14 protein-coding genes are annotated in these 16,739 nt (G+C 63.4%); 3 read left to right on the top strand and 11 right to left on the bottom strand.

What is annotated here, in order from left to right:
* Positions 1-315 precede the first annotated feature (315 nt).
* Positions 316-1,200, top strand: a complete 885-nt coding sequence (locus J4G32_RS10770; RefSeq protein ID WP_210490813.1) for a fumarylacetoacetate hydrolase family protein — start codon at positions 316-318, stop codon at positions 1,198-1,200.
* A 44-nt stretch (positions 1,201-1,244) separates the two neighbouring features.
* On the opposite strand, the gene lpdA is transcribed toward J4G32_RS10770, so the two are convergent.
* The 7 genes from lpdA to eno all read right to left on the bottom strand — a co-directional run bounded on the left by lpdA (position 1,245) and on the right by eno (position 8,980).
* Positions 1,245-2,681 carry a dihydrolipoyl dehydrogenase gene (gene lpdA, locus J4G32_RS10765; RefSeq protein WP_210490812.1) on the bottom strand — a complete coding sequence of 479 codons (1,437 nt, stop codon included), beginning with the start codon at positions 2,679-2,681 and terminating at the stop codon, positions 1,245-1,247.
* 129 nt (positions 2,682-2,810) lie between these two features.
* Positions 2,811-4,187 (bottom strand): pyruvate dehydrogenase complex dihydrolipoamide acetyltransferase, encoded by a 1,377-nt coding sequence (locus J4G32_RS10760; RefSeq protein WP_210490811.1) that lies wholly within the window; start codon positions 4,185-4,187, stop codon positions 2,811-2,813.
* A 26-nt stretch (positions 4,188-4,213) separates the two neighbouring features.
* Positions 4,214-4,510 carry a DUF5076 domain-containing protein gene (locus J4G32_RS10755; RefSeq protein ID WP_210490810.1) on the bottom strand — a complete coding sequence of 99 codons (297 nt, stop codon included), beginning with the start codon at positions 4,508-4,510 and terminating at the stop codon, positions 4,214-4,216.
* A 4-nt stretch (positions 4,511-4,514) separates the two neighbouring features.
* A complete protein-coding gene (locus J4G32_RS10750) occupies positions 4,515-5,957 on the bottom strand; it encodes a pyruvate dehydrogenase complex E1 component subunit beta (RefSeq protein WP_210490809.1) in 1,443 nt (480 codons plus the stop codon).
* A 57-nt stretch (positions 5,958-6,014) separates the two neighbouring features.
* A complete protein-coding gene (gene pdhA, locus J4G32_RS10745; protein ID WP_210490808.1) occupies positions 6,015-7,061 on the bottom strand; it encodes a pyruvate dehydrogenase (acetyl-transferring) E1 component subunit alpha in 1,047 nt (348 codons plus the stop codon).
* A 167-nt stretch (positions 7,062-7,228) separates the two neighbouring features.
* Positions 7,229-7,546 (bottom strand): FtsB family cell division protein, encoded by a 318-nt coding sequence (locus J4G32_RS10740; RefSeq protein ID WP_210490807.1) that lies wholly within the window; start codon positions 7,544-7,546, stop codon positions 7,229-7,231.
* Positions 7,547-7,696: 150 nt separating this feature from the next.
* Positions 7,697-8,980 carry a phosphopyruvate hydratase gene (gene eno, locus J4G32_RS10735; RefSeq protein WP_210490806.1) on the bottom strand — a complete coding sequence of 428 codons (1,284 nt, stop codon included), beginning with the start codon at positions 8,978-8,980 and terminating at the stop codon, positions 7,697-7,699.
* 128 nt (positions 8,981-9,108) lie between these two features.
* Between eno and queF the strand changes: the two genes are divergently transcribed.
* A complete protein-coding gene (gene queF, locus J4G32_RS10730; protein WP_210490805.1) occupies positions 9,109-9,561 on the top strand; it encodes a preQ(1) synthase in 453 nt (150 codons plus the stop codon).
* On the opposite strand, the gene J4G32_RS10725 is transcribed toward queF, so the two are convergent.
* The 4 genes from J4G32_RS10725 to J4G32_RS10710 all read right to left on the bottom strand — a co-directional run bounded on the left by J4G32_RS10725 (position 9,543) and on the right by J4G32_RS10710 (position 13,074).
* On the bottom strand, positions 9,543-10,712 hold the full coding sequence (locus J4G32_RS10725; RefSeq protein ID WP_210490804.1) for an MFS transporter: 1,170 nt from the start codon (positions 10,710-10,712) through the stop codon (positions 9,543-9,545). The two genes, queF and J4G32_RS10725, sit on opposite strands and share 19 nt — an antisense overlap.
* Positions 10,713-10,837: 125 nt before the next feature.
* On the bottom strand, positions 10,838-11,677 hold the full coding sequence (gene kdsA / locus J4G32_RS10720) for a 3-deoxy-8-phosphooctulonate synthase (RefSeq protein WP_210490803.1): 840 nt from the start codon (positions 11,675-11,677) through the stop codon (positions 10,838-10,840).
* Between the two features lie 51 nt (positions 11,678-11,728).
* Complete coding sequence (locus J4G32_RS10715; protein ID WP_210490802.1) at positions 11,729-12,130, bottom strand: DUF350 domain-containing protein; 402 nt, start codon at positions 12,128-12,130, stop codon at positions 11,729-11,731.
* 77 nt (positions 12,131-12,207) lie between these two features.
* Positions 12,208-13,074: a VOC family protein gene (locus J4G32_RS10710; protein WP_210490801.1), complete on the bottom strand. Its 867-nt coding sequence runs from the start codon at positions 13,072-13,074 to the stop codon at positions 12,208-12,210.
* Here J4G32_RS10710 and J4G32_RS21770 point away from each other — a divergent pair.
* The gene (locus J4G32_RS21770; protein WP_281413547.1) at positions 13,054-16,686 is read left to right on the top strand and encodes a hypothetical protein; all 3,633 of its coding nucleotides are present in this window, start codon (positions 13,054-13,056) and stop codon (positions 16,684-16,686) included. The genes J4G32_RS10710 and J4G32_RS21770 overlap by 21 nt on opposite strands.
* Positions 16,687-16,739 lie beyond the last annotated feature (53 nt).

Raw genomic sequence — 16,739 nt, 5'->3', positions numbered from 1 at the left:
TGCATTTTCGCCGCAATCTCCGAATTGCAGCAGCCCGTCGGCACAGAGCTCGCCCCCATGAGTCAGGATCTCCTCCGATACTATACGATTAAGGAGTATCTACCTTCGATATCTGCGCGTCTGCTTCTCGGGCCAAGACCCGGCCTGTATTCGCGCGCCTTTGCTTGCAGTCGTCGCTCCCTGGTCCGGCCGTGCAGTCGTCGCGCTTTGACGAGCCGCGTGACAAAACCGCAACATCGGCGCTTGGGAAAAAAGGTCGTTGCGTTCAAACGGCGTTTTGCTCGATAACCCTTCACGCTGCGACAGGAGATCTGGATGAAATTGCTGAGGTTTGGTGAATTCGGGCACGAGAAACCCGGAATGTTGGACGGGGACGGCAACATCCGCGACCTTTCGGGCGTCGTGCCCGATATCGCACGCGATGTCCTCGTCTCCGCCAGTCTGGAACGCCTGAAGGCCATCGATCCGGCCTCGCTGCCACTCGCGCCAGCCGGACAGAGGATCGGCGCCTGCATCGGGAGTGTCGGCAATTTCATCGCGATCGGTCTCAACTATGCGGACCACGCGGCCGAGACCGGCGCGGCGATCCCGGCTGAGCCCATCATCTTCAACAAGGCCCCCTCCTGCATCGTCGGCCCCGACGACGATGTCGTCATTCCCCGGGGGTCGGTGAAAACCGACTGGGAAGTCGAGCTGGCAATCGTCATCGGCGACCGGGCGTCCTACGTCGCCGTCAATGAGGCGATGTCGTTTGTGGCCGGCTACTGTGTCTGCAACGACGTCTCGGAGCGCGAGTACCAGCTCGAGCGCGGTGGCACCTGGTCAAAGGGCAAGGGTTGCGCGACCTTCGGGCCGCTGGGGCCGGTCCTCGTCACCCGGGACGAAATCCCTGACCCGCAGAACCTCTCCATGTGGCTCGATGTGAACGGGGAGCGTCGCCAGACGGGCTCGACCCGGACCATGATCTTCGATGTGGCGAAGATCGTGTCTTACGTGTCCCACTTCATGATCCTTGAGCCCGGCGACGTGATCACCACGGGAACGCCGCCCGGCGTCGGAATGGCCATGAAGCCGCCGCGCTATCTGGCGGCCGGCGACACGATCAAGCTCGGCATCGAGGGGCTTGGCGAGCAAAGCCAGCGTGTGGTCGCCTTCGAGGACAGGGGGACTGACACCAGCCACGGCAAAGCCCGCAGCTGAGTCGATCCGGCGCGGTTCGGGCTCCCCGATACCGCGCCGCTCGCCTAGATGTGGATGACCCGGTCGTAAGCGTCGAGCACGCTTTCGTGCATGGTCTCCGACAGGGTCGGATGCGGGAACACCGCGTGGATCAGTTCTTCCTCGGTTGTCTCGAGGTTCATGGCGATCACGAAGCCCTGAATCAGCTCGGTCACCTCGGCGCCCACTAGGTGCGCCCCCAGCAACTTGCCGGTCTTCCTATCGAAAATCGTCTTCACCAGACCCTCGGGCTCGCCTAGCGCAATCGCCTTGCCATTGCCCACGAAGGGGAAGCGACCGATCCGGACGTCGAGGCCCTGCTCCTTGGCCTTCGCTTCCGTCAGCCCCACCGAGGCGATCTGCGGCTGGCAATAGGTGCAGCCGGGGATCATCAACTTGTCCATCGGATGGGTGTGGAGACCCTTGATGGTCTCGACGCAGATGACGCCCTCGTGCTCCGCCTTATGGGCGAGCATCGGCGGTCCCGCGACGTCGCCGATGGCGTAGATGCCCGGCACATTGGTGCGGCCGAGACCGTCGGTCACGATGGTTCCCCGCTCGATGGCGACGCCCAGCTTCTCCAGGCCGAGATTCTCGATATTGCCGACGACGCCGACCGCCGAAATCATCCGGTCGGCCGTGATTGTCTGGGTTCCTTTGCCGTCGTCGATGGTGGCGGTAATGGAATCCGCCCCCTTCTCGACCTTCGTGACCTTGGCGCCGGTGAGGATCTTGATGCCCTGCTTCTCGAACCGCTTGCGCGCATGGGCCGCGATTTCCGCATCCTCGACCGGGAGGATCTGCGGCAGCACTTCCACCACCGTCACTTCGGAACCCATGGTGCGGTAGAACGAGGCGAACTCGATCCCGATGGCCCCCGACCCCATGACGATCAGCGATTTCGGGATCGCGGCCGGTTTCATCGCCTCGAAATAGGTCCAGATCAGCTTGCCGTCAGGCTCCAGCCCGGGCAGCGCGCGGGGACGCGCACCGGTAGCCACAAGGATGTGCTTGGCCTGATAGGTCCCGGCCGGGAGCGTGTTCTTGGGCGGCGGCGTCTGCGGCTGCACCGCAGGCTTTTTCGGCGCCGTCACGACGACCTCACCGGGCTTGGTGATGGTCGCCTCGCCCCAGATCACGTCGATCTTGTTCTTCTTCATCAGCATGCCGATGCCGCCATTGAGGCGACCCGACACGCCCCGCGAGCGCTGGACCACTGCTGCCGCGTCGTAGCCGATCTTCTCGGCGATCAGCCCGTAATCCTTGGCGTGCTGCATGTAGTGATAGATTTCGGCCGTGCGCAGCAAAGCCTTGGTGGGAATGCAGCCCCAGTTGAGGCAGATGCCGCCGAGATGCTCCCGCTCCACGACGGCGGTCTTGAAGCCCAGTTGGGCCGCCCGGATCGCCGCCACATAGCCGCCCGGTCCGCCGCCGATGACGATGATGTCGTAGGGGTCTGCCATCGATGCCTCCAATTCCCCTTTCCGCACGCAACGGGTCGGGGCGGGGTGATGCGGACGAGCGCCGCATGTGAAACTTGCTCGAGCGTCCCGTCCGCCAATGGATGGGACCGCTGAGTCGCGGTGCGAGCCTTAGACCAGCATGCTCATGGGCTGCTCGATCAGCACCTTGAAGGCGGATAGCAGTTCGGCGCCGAGCGCGCCGTCCACGACCCGGTGGTCGCAGGACAGGGTCACGCTCATGGCCTGGACGATCGCCGGCGCGTCGTTCTTGACGACGACACGCTTTTCACCCGCGCCGACCGCCAGGATGGTGCCCTGCGGCGGGTTGATGACCGCCAGGAAGTTCTTGATGCCGAACATCCCGAGATTGGAGACCGCCGTCGAACCGCCGGTATATTCCTCGGGCTTCAGACGGCGGGTCCGTGCGCGGGCCGCCAGATCCTTCATCTCGGCCGAAATCGCCGTGAGCGTCTTCGTTTCCGCGTGGCGGATGATGGGCGTAAAAAGCCCGCCCTCGACCGCGACGGCGACACCCACATCCGAATGCTTCAGCCGCAGGATGCGGTCCTCCGCCCAGACGGAATTGGCCGCCGGAACGCGCTGGAGCGCGATTGCCAGGGCCTTGATGACGAAGTCGTTGACCGACAGCTTGTAGGCGGGCTTGCCGTCCTTGTCCTTGCCGGCCGCCGCATTGATCTGCTCGCGCAAGGCCATCAGCGCGTCGAGTTCGCAATCGAGCGACAGATAGAAATGCGGAACCGTCTGCTTGGATTCCACGAGGCGCTTGGCAATTGTCTTGCGCATGCCGTCGAGCGCGATCTCCTCGTAGGAGCCCGGTTCGAACATCGCCTTGACCTGATCGGCCGAGGCGCTCGCGGCCAGTGGTGCTGTCGCGGGCTTGACTGCGGGCGCGCTTGCCGGCACGGCGGTCGCCGGGGCCTGGGCCGCCCCGCCTTGGCCGGCTGCCCGCACATCCTTCTCGATGATGCGGCCATGCGGCCCTGAGCCCTTGAGGGCCGAGAGATCGATGCCGGAGTCCTTGGCGACGCGTCGGGCCAGCGGCGAGGCGAAGAGCCTTTCGCCCGCAGGTTTCGGCTCGGCAGGCTTTGCGGCAGGCGCGGGAGCAGCCGCAGGTGTCGCGACCGCCGGGGCGACGGCGACAGGCGCTTCGGCCTTCGGCTCGGGCGCTGGCGCGGGAGCAGAAGCATCCGTTTTGGGAGCGGGCCCGCCGGCTGCCGCACCCGTGATGGATTTCGGATCTTCCCCCTCACCCGCGATCACCGCGATCGGCTGGTTGACGGGGACGTCGGCGGTGCCTTCGGCGATGAGGATCTTGGCCAAGATGCCCTCATCCACGGCCTCCACCTCCATCGTCGCCTTGTCGGTCTCGATTTCGGCGATTACATCGCCGGATTTGACCGTGTCGCCTTCCTTCTTCAGCCACTTGGCAAGGTTGCCCTTTTCCATTGTGGGCGACAGGGCGGGCATCAGGATATTGATGGGCATGGCGTTGGGGATCCTGATCGATTGTTTCAGTTGATGGCCTGGGTCGGGCCGGGATCGGAGGGATCGTTCAGTTCGGTCTGGATTCCGGCGCTGATCTCGGCCAGCGCCTCCTCCTCGGAGAATTCGGTTTCGGCGGCGTAGACCCGCGCGGCATGGCGCGCGAGATCGACCAAGAGAACCCCCCAGGTGAAGGGGTCGTCGAACGCCCGACGCAGGGCGACGCTGACCGCGCCGTCGACCACGGAAGCCCGCAGGATTTCGACACCGCCCTTCTCGAGCGCGTCAGGCGGCGCGGTGAGGGCTTCGAACTTGCGCTCGCTCATAGCATCACCTGTAGCAGACAGCCTTTGCGGCCCGCACCACGTCGGCAACGCTCGGCAGGGCGAGTTTCTCGAGATTGGCAGCGTAGGGCATCGGGACGTCCTTGCCGGTCACCCGGATGACGGGGGCATCGAGATAATCGAACGCATGCTCCATGATCCGCGCCGAGATTTCAGCACCCACGCCGGATTGTGGATAGCCTTCCTCGATCGTGACGCAGCGCCCGGTCTTCATCACCGAGGCCACGATGGTGTCGGTGTCCATCGGCCGGATGGTCCGAAGGTCCACTACCTCGGCGCTGATACCTTCCTTCTCGAGTTCCTGCGCGGCCTTCAGCGCATAGCTGACGCCGATCGAGAACGAGACCAGCGTCACGTCCTTGCCTTCGCGATGAATGCGGGCCTTGCCGATCGGAACCGTGAAGTCGTCGAGTTTGGGGACCGGGAAGGACTGGCCGTAGAGAATTTCGTTCTCGAGGAAGATCACCGGATTGGGATCGCGGATCGCGCTCTTGAGCAGGCCCTTGGCGTCGGCCGCCGTATAGGGAGAAACGACCTTCAGGCCGGGTACGGCCGAATACCAGGCCGAGAAGTCCTGGCTGTGCTGCGCGCCGACACGGGAGGCCGCGCCGTTGGGGCCGCGGAAGACGATCGGCGCGCCAAGCTGGCCGCCGGACATATAGAGCGTCTTGGCGGCGGAATTGATGAGCTGGTCGATCGCCTGCATGGCGAAGTTGAAGGTCATGAACTCGACGATCGGACGAAGCCCGGTAAACGCCGCGCCGACGCCGACACCCGCAAAACCATGCTCGGTGATCGGGGTGTCGATCACCCGCCGGTCGCCGAATTCCTGCAGCAGCCCTTGGGTGACCTTGTAGGCGCCCTGGTATTCGGCAACCTCTTCGCCCATGACGAAGACGTTGGGGTCCTTGCGCATCTCCTCGGCCATGGCATCCCGGAGCGCTTCGCGCACCGTCATGGTGACCATCTCGGTCCCTTCCGGGATCTCGGCCATCGCGTCGTGGGCGGAGACGCTGGAGATGATCGAGGGTGCTGCCGGGACCGCGTCCGGACTCGTATCGGGTCCGCGCCCCATGGCGGATGACCGGTCGGCGAGACCTTCAGCTTCCGCATCCGGCGTGGGCGCTGCCTGTGCTTCGGTTTTCGGAGCCGCGGGCGCTGCGGCGCTCGCCGTCGAGACGTCCTCGCCGTCCATGGCCAGGACGCCGATCGGCGTGTTCACCGGCACATTGTCGGTTCCGTCGGCGATCAGGATCTTGGCCAGTACGCCCTCGTCGATCGCCTCGACCTCCATCGTCGCCTTGTCGGTCTCGATTTCGGCCAGCACATCGCCGGGCTTGACCGGGTCGCCCTCTTTTTTCAGCCATTTGGCCAGTTTGCCCTGTTCCATGGTGGGAGACAGGGCAGGCATCAGAATGTCGATCGCCATGGAAGACTCTTTTCCAGTTGCCGCTTCGGCGAAGATCTCAGGGGCGAAGAGAGGCGCTTAATGCGCTTCCAGCAGGATGTCGGTGTAGAGCTCCGACGGATCGGGCTCAGGATCGTGCGTGGCGAACTCGGCCGCCTCGTTGACGATCTCGCGCACCTTGCTGTCGATCGCCTTCAACTCGTCCTCGGACAGCTTCCAGCTCTCCAGAAGGCGACGGCGCACTTGCTCGATCGGATCGTGCTCCTCCCGCATGCGGGTGACCTCGTCCTTGGTGCGATACTTCGCCGGATCGGACATGGAATGGCCGCGATAGCGATAGGTCTGCATCTCGAGGATATAGGGACCCTTTCCGGAGCGTGCATGCTCGACGGCCCTCTGCCCGGCAGCGTAGACCGCGCGGATATCCATGCCGTCGACCTGCTCGCCGGGAATGCCGAACGAGACGCCGCGCTTGGAAAAATCCGTCTGCGCGGAGGCGCGATTGACGGAGGTGCCCATGGCGTAGCGGTTGTTCTCGATGATGTAGACGACGGGCAGCTTCCACAGCTGCGCCATGTTGAAGCTCTCGTAGACCTGCCCCTGGTTGGCAGCGCCGTCACCGAAATAGGTCAGGCAGACATTGCCGTTCTGGCGGTAGCGGTTCGCGAAGGCGATGCCCGTGCCCAGCGACACCTGCGCACCGACGATGCCATGACCTCCGTAGAAGTTCTTCTCTTTCGAGAACATGTGCATCGAGCCGCCCTTGCCCTTCGACAGGCCGCCGCGACGGCCGGTCAACTCGGCCATCACGCCCTTCGCCTCCATGCCGCAAGCCAGCATGTGTCCGTGGTCGCGATAGCCGGTGATGACCTCATCGCCCGGCTGGGTGGTGAGCTGCATGCCGACGACGACCGCCTCCTGCCCGATATAGAGGTGGCAGAAACCGCCGATGAGTCCCATGCCATACATCTGGCCGGACTTCTCCTCGAAGCGGCGGATCAGCAGCATCTCGCGATAGGCGGCGAGGTCCTGATCCTTGTCGAACTGGGGCGAATTGGGGACGGCTTTTCTTGCCGGGTTCTTGATTGGCGTGGACTTGTTTGCCTTGCGGGCAGCAACAGCCATCGGGTCCTCCGAAGGGTTTCCTCGACGAAAGTTGTAGCGCAGTCGGTTAAGGAAATCGAGAGGGCCGCGAGGCTGTTTCAACGATACAATTAATGCGCCAAGTAATTGATTTTATGATTTTAATTTTGATCAACTCGTTTTCAGTTGATTAGAAAACTTCGTTAATTTCAGTTCTCGCCCAGGATAATCACGAGATCGCTGCGGTGCACACGTCCGAGCATGATCCGGGCCCGTTCTTCGAGAAGATCGCGATCGATCTGGTCGCTGCGCAACAGCGCGATGCGGCGATCCCAGTCGCTTCTCTCCGAGCGCACGATGGCAAGTTCGTTGGTCAGGTCCTGCGCCTGGGCTTCGTATTGCTCGCGCGCATCGAAACCACGCGCCCCACTATGCGCGTGATGAATGAAATACCCGACGACTCCAGCCGACAGGCTGTAGAGCACGAGGGGAACCAAGAATCGGCGGGCGCGTCTGCGAATGACCATGGACATGACCAGTACGTCGCCATGGTTAAAAAGGCGTTAGGATCTCTGTCCGCATCGCGGGAAGCCGCGCGACACGTCCCCTTCAAAGCGAAGCCCCGCCGGCTGGGTCGCCGACGGGGCTTGATGCTTGGGCGCGCGACGGCTGTCAGGTCAGGCGAAGGCCTTGAGGGCGGACCGGCCAGCATAGCGTGCCTGCTCCCCAAGCTCCTCCTCGATCCGGATGAGCTGGTTGTATTTCGCGGTGCGGTCTGAGCGGGCGAGCGAGCCGGTTTTGATCTGGCCGCAATTGGTGGCGACAGAAAGGTCGGCAATCGTCGCGTCCTCTGTCTCGCCCGACCGGTGGGACATGACGCAGGTATAGCCGGCGCGATGCGCCATCTCGACGGCCGCAAGAGTCTCCGTCAGCGTGCCGATCTGGTTGACCTTCACCAGAAGTGAATTGGCAACGCCATTCTTGATGCCGTCCGACAGGCGGCTCACATTGGTCACGAACAGATCGTCGCCCACAAGCTGGCACTTGGAGCCGACAAGATCGGTCAGGATCTTCCAGCCCTCCCAATCGTCTTCCGCCATTCCGTCCTCGATGGTGGCGATGGGATAGGCGCCGACAAGCTTTGCCAGATATTCCGCCTGCTCCTTCGGCTTCAAGGTTTTTCCAGCACCTTCATAAAGATAGGCGCCATTCTTGAAGAACTCGGTTGAAGCGCAATCGAGGCCGATGACGATGTCCTTCCCGGGCTTGAAGCCCGCCTGCTCGATCGACTTCATGACGAAATCGAGGGCGGCTTCGGCGCTCGGCAAGTTCGGCGCGAAGCCACCTTCGTCGCCAACATTGGTGTTGTGGCCGGCGTCCTTGAGGGCTTTCTTCAGGGTGTGGAAGACCTCAGCGCCCATGCGGACCGCCTCGGACAGGGTCGGCGCGCCGACGGGCAGGATCATGAATTCCTGGAAGTCGATCGGATTGTCCGCGTGCGCGCCGCCATTGATGATGTTCATCATCGGCACCGGCAGGACCCGCGCCTGCGTGCCGCCCACGTAGCGGTAGAGGGGAAGCGTGGAGGCGTCGGCCGCCGCCTTGGCGACCGCCAGCGAGACGCCCAGGATCGCATTCGCACCGAGCCGGGCCTTGTTGGCCGTGCCGTCGAGTTCGATCATCGTCTCGTCGATGAGGATCTGCTCCTCCGCATCGAGGCCGCCGATGGCATCGAGGATCTCGGTGTTGACCGCCTCGAGGGCCTTCAGAACGCCCTTTCCGCCATAGCGGCCCTTGTCGCCGTCCCGCAGCTCGACCGCCTCGTGCGCGCCCGTTGAAGCCCCGGACGGGACAGCCGCCCTCCCCATGGACCCGTCTTCGAGGGTCACGTCCACCTCCACGGTCGGATTGCCCCGGCTGTCGAGAATTTCGCGAGCGTGAATGTCGATGATCGCGGTCATGGCAAGTGAGCTCCTGCGGCTGAAGGGCGGCCGATGCGGCCTTAAGTCATCGAACGGCTTATTGACCGAAACGGCCGGGCGGGCAAGGACGGGAAGACAAGTCCCTTCACCAGACCCAAGGTCATCCCATGACGGACGCCCCCACCCTGCTCGGTCACGCCAGCGCCCTGCCCGCCTCGCCCGATGAGGCCCAGCTGGACCGGGTTCCGAACCCGCACGAGGATACGAATTATGTGGCGCGGTTCACCTGCCCCGAATTCACGTCTCTCTGCCCGGTGACCGGGCAGCCCGACTTCGCTATCCTGGTGATCGACTACGTCCCAGGCCCCTGGCTGGTGGAATCCAAATCCCTGAAACTTTATTTCCACAGCTTTCGCAACCATGGGGCGTTTCACGAGGATTGCACGGTGGCGATCGGCAAGCGCCTTGCCGCGCTCCTTCAACCGCGCTTTTTGAGAATCGGCGGGTATTGGTATCCCCGCGGCGGCATCCCCATCGACGTATTCTGGCAGACCGGGGAGATGCCCCAATCCCTTTTTCTGCCCGACCAGGGCGTCTCGCCTTACAGGGCTCGCGGCTGAGCCGGCGGCCGGCTGAGAACGAACGCGGCGGTCAAACCCACCCCGAGGGCGACCGCCGCCGCCAGACCGAGCGAAACCTGCCATCCGATGTGATGGAGGCCGTAGCCGAGCGCCACGACGCCGATGGCCTGGCCGCAGAAGAACGAGAAGGCATGCAGGGCCACCGCTGAGGCGCGGGCATGAGGCGCCACCTCGGTTACCTGCGCCTGAAACGTGTTGTGCAGCATGTAGAAGCCGAGGCCCAGGAACAGCATGGCGGCGGCGTAGAGCCGCCAGTCGGCTGCCGATCCGATGGCCAGGAGTGCGCATGCGCCGACAACGCCGCCGCCGATCAGGATCCGGGGAATGCCCAGCACACGCAGCATCCAGGAGATGAGCACAGAATAGACCAGCCCGCCGACAGCGAAGCCTGCAATCGCGAGGCCCGCCTGGGAGGCGCCGCCGCCGAGATCCTCGATGAGCGGAGCGAGATAGGGGAAGAGCCCGAAGAACGCCATCGACTCGACGAAGACGAACCCGAACAGCGCGAGCGCCCGGGGATTCGACAGGATCTCCCGATAGCGCTGCAAGGCGTATTTGAGGTTGAACGGACCGCCTGGAGCAGCCCCGCGAAAGCCGAGGAACGTCGCCACGAGCGCGAGCGCCATCATCCCTGTCGAGATCATGAAGACGCCGCGCCAGCCGATCGTATCGGCCAGAAGGCCGGCGAGCGATGACCCGGCGAGCTGTCCGGAAATGACCGCCACGAGGTAGCGGCTGAGCGCCACCTGCCGCGTCTTCATCGGGACCCGGTCCCCGATCATGGCAAGCGACAGCGGCACTGCCCCACCCGCGGCCGCGCCCGCGAGAACCCGCATGGCGAAGAGCGTGGTCGTGTCGGGCGCCATGGAAGCCCCCGCCAGGGCCACCAAGAGAAGGGTGAGCGCCACCCGCATCACCCGCTCCTTGCCGATGGCATCGCCAACCGGTCCGAGGATGGGCTGGACGATGGCGTAAGGCAGGGCGAAGGCGGCAGAGAGAAGCGCGATGGTCGACGGCGTGGAGCCTAGGTCGCGGGCCATGACACCCACCATAGGATCAACGGCACGGCCTGAGAAACTGCTCGCAAAGCCGCTAGTCGCCAGGATCAGGATCAGATTGCGGGGAGTCATGACGCCGTGTCGGTGAGGGCTCGGAACGCATTGCGCCCGTCGTGCTTAGCACGGTCCCGCGAAACGGCGACCTGCCCGGACGCACACCTGCCCTCACCTAATGTCATGGCCGATCGGCCGTTGTGTCACGCCTTCGCGAGGGCGTCGAACGCCTGCAGGCGCGCCAGCAGCGCCTCGAGGTCGCGCAGTGGGACCATATTGGGCCCATCCGACGGGGCCTTATCCGGGTCCTGATGGGTCTCGATGAACACGCCGGCGACGCCCACCGCCACGGCGGCGCGCGCCAGAACCGGAACGAATTCCCGCTCGCCCCCGGTCGTTCCGCCGCGACCTCCGGGCTGCTGTACCGAATGGGTGGCGTCGAAAATCACCGGGGCACCGGTGCGCGCCATGATCGGCAAGGCGCGCATATCCGAGACCAACGTGTTGTAGCCAAACGACACGCCACGTTCGGTCAGCATGACGTTGGGATTGCCCGCATCCGTGATCTTGGCCGCCACGTTGACCATGTCCCAGGGCGCTAGAAACTGACCCTTCTTGACATTGATCGCCCGCCCCGTCGCTGCTGCCGCGAGCAGAAGGTCGGTCTGGCGGCACAGAAAGGCCGGGATCTGGAGGATGTCGACCACCTCGCCTACCGGGGCGCATTGTTCCTTCGCATGGACATCCGTGATGACGGGCAGACCCAGGGTTTCCTTCACCTCGGCGAAGACCGAAAGGGCCTGATCGAGGCCGATGCCCCGCGCGCTCGAACCCGACGTCCGGTTCGCCTTGTCGAAGGAGGACTTGTAGACGAGCCCCATGCCGAGACGCGTCGTCATCTCCTTGAGTGCAATGGCCATTTCCAGCGCGTGGGCGCGGCTTTCCATGGCGCAGGGACCGGCAATCAGGGCCAGCGGCAGGTGGTTGGCAAACCGAACATGGCCGGCCGTCACGATCGCGGATTTCTGTGGGGTCTGTGTCATGGCGGGTCCCCTACCTCGTTTTGCGCTCGCAGGCAAAGGGCCTGCTGACAGCTAGAAGGTCATGGCGGCGGCGTTGATGATCCCGGCTGCCAGCGAGGCAGCGCCGAGAAACAGGGCGGCGGCCATTTCGCCCTTGGCGATGCGCAGCGACAGGTTCGGCATGACGATCCGCACCAGCCAATAGACGAGGATCTGCACGGCCAAAGCCACGAGCCCCCAGATCAGGCAATCGACGATAGTCTGCGCATGGACGATAGCGCTGGCGAGCGGCAGGGCAAAACCCACCAGACTGAGGCCAAGGGCCGTGGCGGCCGAAATGACGTTGAGGCGGATGAGCGCAAACTCGTTATGCATCGTCACCAGTGTGTAGACCGCCAGATAAAGCGCGATGAGCGCCGTCGCGACGACGAACAGGATGATGAAATCCAAAAGGCCGGCCAGTGTCGAAGTCATGGAAATTCCCCCCAGAGAATCCGCAAAAGTGAAGCACGGCGGCGACATGACGGCATCGCGCCGATTCGTGCCCGATACTACGTTGCTTCGAAGGCGATCGCGACGCCGAATGCGGCACTGGCCGGAACGACAAGCCGCGTTCCCATGCGGCTGAACGGAATGTGGGCATCCGCAAGGCGTCGTTCCTGGGCATGCAGGTCGTCGACGCGCACGGTATAGGCCACGAACGCGGGCTGATCGAGCTCCGCCTCTACCGAGCCATAGAGTTCGCCCGCATCATCCGGCGTCATGACGTCGAGATGCCCGCCGCCTGCAAGCGGATACGCGAGATCGTGGAACGCCGGATGGGTTGGAGCCACGCCCGCGAAGGCCGACAGAAAAGCCTCCATATCTTCCGGCGACGGAGCGGAAAGGGCCACGACCTCCACATCCTGCGCCCCGTTGCCGTGACGCTGATAGGCCGCGTTCCAGAAGTTTTCCGGGAAGTGCTGCTGGCAGACGAAAAATCCGGCGAGCGGCGCCGTAATCGCCTGCGCAAATGCCAGCGTGAAAGCAACGTGAACCGGCGAGCCGTCAGGCTTGCGTCCGCTCCGTTCGAAGAAGAAGGGCTCGAAATCGCCGATGCCGGCCTGGCGAAACGTCAGGGCGTCCGCTTTCGCGTCCGCGGTGTCGAGGACCAGCATGGCGAGGCCCTCACGACGGGCGAGATAATTTTTTACAAACGCGCCGAAACTGAATGTCGTCGCCTCATCCGGCGCCATCGCGACACCGGCGCTTGCCGTGATCAACTCGATGAACGACGTCCGCATCTGGACGATCCGGTTCTCGGTCCCCCATGGGTGGCGGTTGCGGGCGCCGACCTGAAATCCCAGACGTTCGTAGAAGGCCGCCGCTCCGTCGAGGTCTTGGACGGCAACAACCAGATGATCGATGCGGCGCTGCATGAGACATTCCTGTTTTGGCTCAAGGCGGAGTCGGCAGGCCCACCCGATCGGGTGCATTTACCAACGTTATATCGTCTGATAAGCATAAGCTTGACTGGGGCGATGATCGCGCCGTCGAGGCGCCCACCCCTCGTCGCTTCCATTCCCCGCCGCGCATCTACTTCCCGAAGCGAACCCAGGACAAGACGTTTTCCCATGGCATTTACCATCACCAGCGAGTTCAAGGTCAACAGCGCAACACCGGGCCAAGCCAATGCGAATCTCACGCCCTTGAGCGATGGCGGGTGGGTGGCTGTATGGATCAATCAGAATCAGAACTCCTCCTCGATCGGACTCGTCCAGCAGCGATACGGTTCTGATTCCCGACCCGTGGGAGAGATGACACAGGTCAATGCGGACGGCGGGAGTTCGTATTCTCCCCATGTCACGGCCCTTAAGGGCGGCGGTTGGGTCGTTTCCTGGGAGAAATGGACCGGTACAGACTACGATATCCACCAGCAGCGTTTCGCTGCCGATGGCGCAAAAGTCCAGCAATCGACGACGGTGGTCAACGCCACCACCGCGGGCGACCAGAGTAATTCGACCATCGTCGGATTGGAGGATGGCGGATGGCTCGTCAGCTGGCAGGGACCCGACCCACTGACGAATCGCGAGGCGATCTATATGCAGCGATACTCGTCCGCGGGCAGCCTGGTGGGCGGCGAAACCCAGATCTCTCCTTCAACCAGTGAGAATAGATACCAACCATGCATGACAGCCCTCTCGGATGGGGGATGGATTGCGACCTGGGTCGCGCCGGATACCAACAGTGAAGGCATCTTTCAGCAACGATTTAGTGCTGCCGGAATCGGAAGCGCCGTATCCCATGTGGAGGCGACCGATGCCGGCGGGTCTCTTAGGCCCAGCACGGCTGTCCTGGCTGATCATGGTTGGATAACAACATGGCTATCACAGGCGACAGGGCGCCCTGAAGTTCATTTCAGGCGCTTCGCTGCCGACGGAACGGCCACGGACGAGGTGGCAGCGACGGCCTCAGGGACCTATCACGACAAGGTTCAGGTAGCGGCCTTGGCCGATGGCGGCTGGATCCTCACTTGGGCATCGTTCGCGCAAAAAATCGCTGAGGCAGATACGTACCAGCAGCGCTACGATGCCCTTGGGCAAAAGGTCGGTCCGGAAGTTCTCGTGAATTCGGTCACGCAGGGTTCGCAGTTGCCGACGGATGTGATTGGCCTTGCCGATGGAAGCTGGCTGGTGGCTTGGAACTCGGTAACGGACCCTGCATCATCTTCGGTCCCTTCCGCGAACCTGAGCCGCATCATCCCACCAGAGAATGGCCTTCGGCCCGGAGCGGAATATGCCAGCGGGACCGATGCCAATGAAACGCTCTCCGTGGTCGCGGGAGGGCTCGACGCCGGCGACCGGGTGCTGGGAGGGGGCGGAACCGACACGCTGCTGATGTCGGGACCGGGCACGCTGGATCTGACCGCGCCCGCAAGTTTCGCGGGTTTCGAAATCCTCACAGGCTCGGCGGGCGACGACACGATCATCGCGGACGCAGCTCGGCTCAATGGCCTCACCTCTATCGACGGAAAGGCAGGAAGCAATACACTTCTGCTGGCAGGGGGCTGCTCATTCGATCTCAGAAGCAGCGCCACCGCTGTGACCGGGTTTGACCTGATTTCGCTGACCGACCCCGATGGCACCAGCGTCGCCGCTAACGACTGGACCACGGCCTCACTGTTGCGCGCCGCGATCGGCCGCGCAGACAGCCTCGCGATCGAGAACCTTGTCCTTTCAAGACAGCAGCGAGCGACACTCTTCGCAAACGGCTTCGAAGTCGTCAAAGACAAGGCAGGCACCTCTACGGCGCCGACCGATATCAAGCTGACAGGCGGGGCTGTGACGGAGCATGCGGCCGTCGGCGACATCGTCGCGAGGTTAACGACAACGGATGCAGATACCGGGGAAAATCATACTTACACGATCGTCGCAAACGCCGCCGGCGACCCGTTGCCGGCCACCGGATCGCTCTTCGCGATCACTGGCGACACGATCACCGTTCGTACCGCGTTGGATGATGTCGATGTCGGATCCCACGACCTGTGGGTCAAATCGGAGGACGCCGCCGGCGCATCCGTCATCAAGAAGCTGACTGTCTCGATTACGAACGTCGCCGAGGCACCCACCGACATCACACTGACAGGCGGGGTTGCGACGGAGCACGCGGCCGTTGGCGACATCGTCGCGAGGTTGACGACAAAGGATCCCGATACCGGGGAAAATCATACTTACACGATCGTCGCAAACGCCGCCGGCGACCCGTTGCCGGCCACCGGATCGCTCTTCGCGATCACAGGCGACACAATCACCGTTCGTACCGCGTTGGATGCTGGCGATGTTGGATCCCACGACCTGTGGGTCAAATCGGAGGACGCCGCCGGCGCATCCGTCATCAAGAAGCTGACTCTCTCGATCACGGACGTCGCCGACGCGCCCACCGATATCACGCTGACAGGCGGGGTTGCGACGGAGCACGCGGCCGTTGGCGCCATCGTCGCGAGGTTGACGACAAAGGATCCCGATACCGGGGAAAATCATACTTACACGATCGTCGCAAACGCCGCCGGCGACCCGTTGCCGGCCACCGGATCGCTCTTTGCGATCACCGGCGACACGATCACCGTTCGTACCGCGTTGGATGCTGGCGATGTCGGATCCCACGACCTGTGGGTCAAATCGGAGGACGCCGCCGGCGCATCCGTCATCAAGAAGCTGACTGTCTCGATCACGGACGTCGCCGACGCGCCCACCGAGTTCACCGCGAACGGCCTCACGGTTGACGAACTTGCCGCCCCGGGGACTGCCGTCGGCAAATTCTCAAGCAAGGACCCTGACGCGGGGGACAAGGCCACCTACACGCTCACCGATGATGCTGGCGGACGGTTCGCGCTGATCGGTGATCAGATTGTCGTCAAGAACGGCTTCCTCCTGGATTTCGAGCAGGCCGCAAGCCATTCCATCACCGCGCGGGCCACGGATGCTTCTGGACTGACGCTGGAACGGACCTTCGTGATCAACGTGGGCGACGTCGGCGTTGAAGTCACCGCCGGGAGTGATGCAGCGGACGTTTTTATCGCTGGAGCCGGCGCGGACAAATTGTCCGGGGCAGCCGGAGACGATGTCCTCAAAGGCGGCGCGGGAGCCGACTCTCTCAATGGCGGCAGCGGCAACGACCGACTCTATGGCGGGCTCGGCAACGACATGCTGACCGGCGGTGCAGGACGGGACGTCTTCGTTCTCGACACGAAGCCGAGCAAAGCAGCGAACCGTGACAAGGTCGCGGACTTCTCGGTGAAGGACGACACGATCTGGCTCGACAACGCGATCTTCCGGAAACTGGGCCAGGGCTCGGAAGCGAAACCCGGGAAGCTGAAAAAGGGCTTCTTCGCCCTCGACAAGGCGCAGGACGCAGACGACTTCCTTGCCTATAGCAAGACCACGGGCATCGTGACCTATGACGTCGACGGTTCCGGGTCCGGCAAAGCCATCGAGATCCTTGTCCTGAAGAAGGGCCTTGCGCTGACGTCAGCGGATTTTCTCATCATCTGACGAAATGTCAGCGAAAGCCAAATCGCCGGACCCTCGAGGTCCGGCGATTTGGG

Origin of the sequence: Microvirga antarctica (genome assembly GCF_017921815.1) — a bacterium.
In the GTDB taxonomy this organism is placed as follows: domain Bacteria; phylum Pseudomonadota; class Alphaproteobacteria; order Rhizobiales; family Beijerinckiaceae; genus Microvirga; species Microvirga antarctica.
The sequence above is the reverse complement of the archived record's forward strand: the minus strand, read 5'-3'. Positions and strand labels throughout refer to the sequence as shown.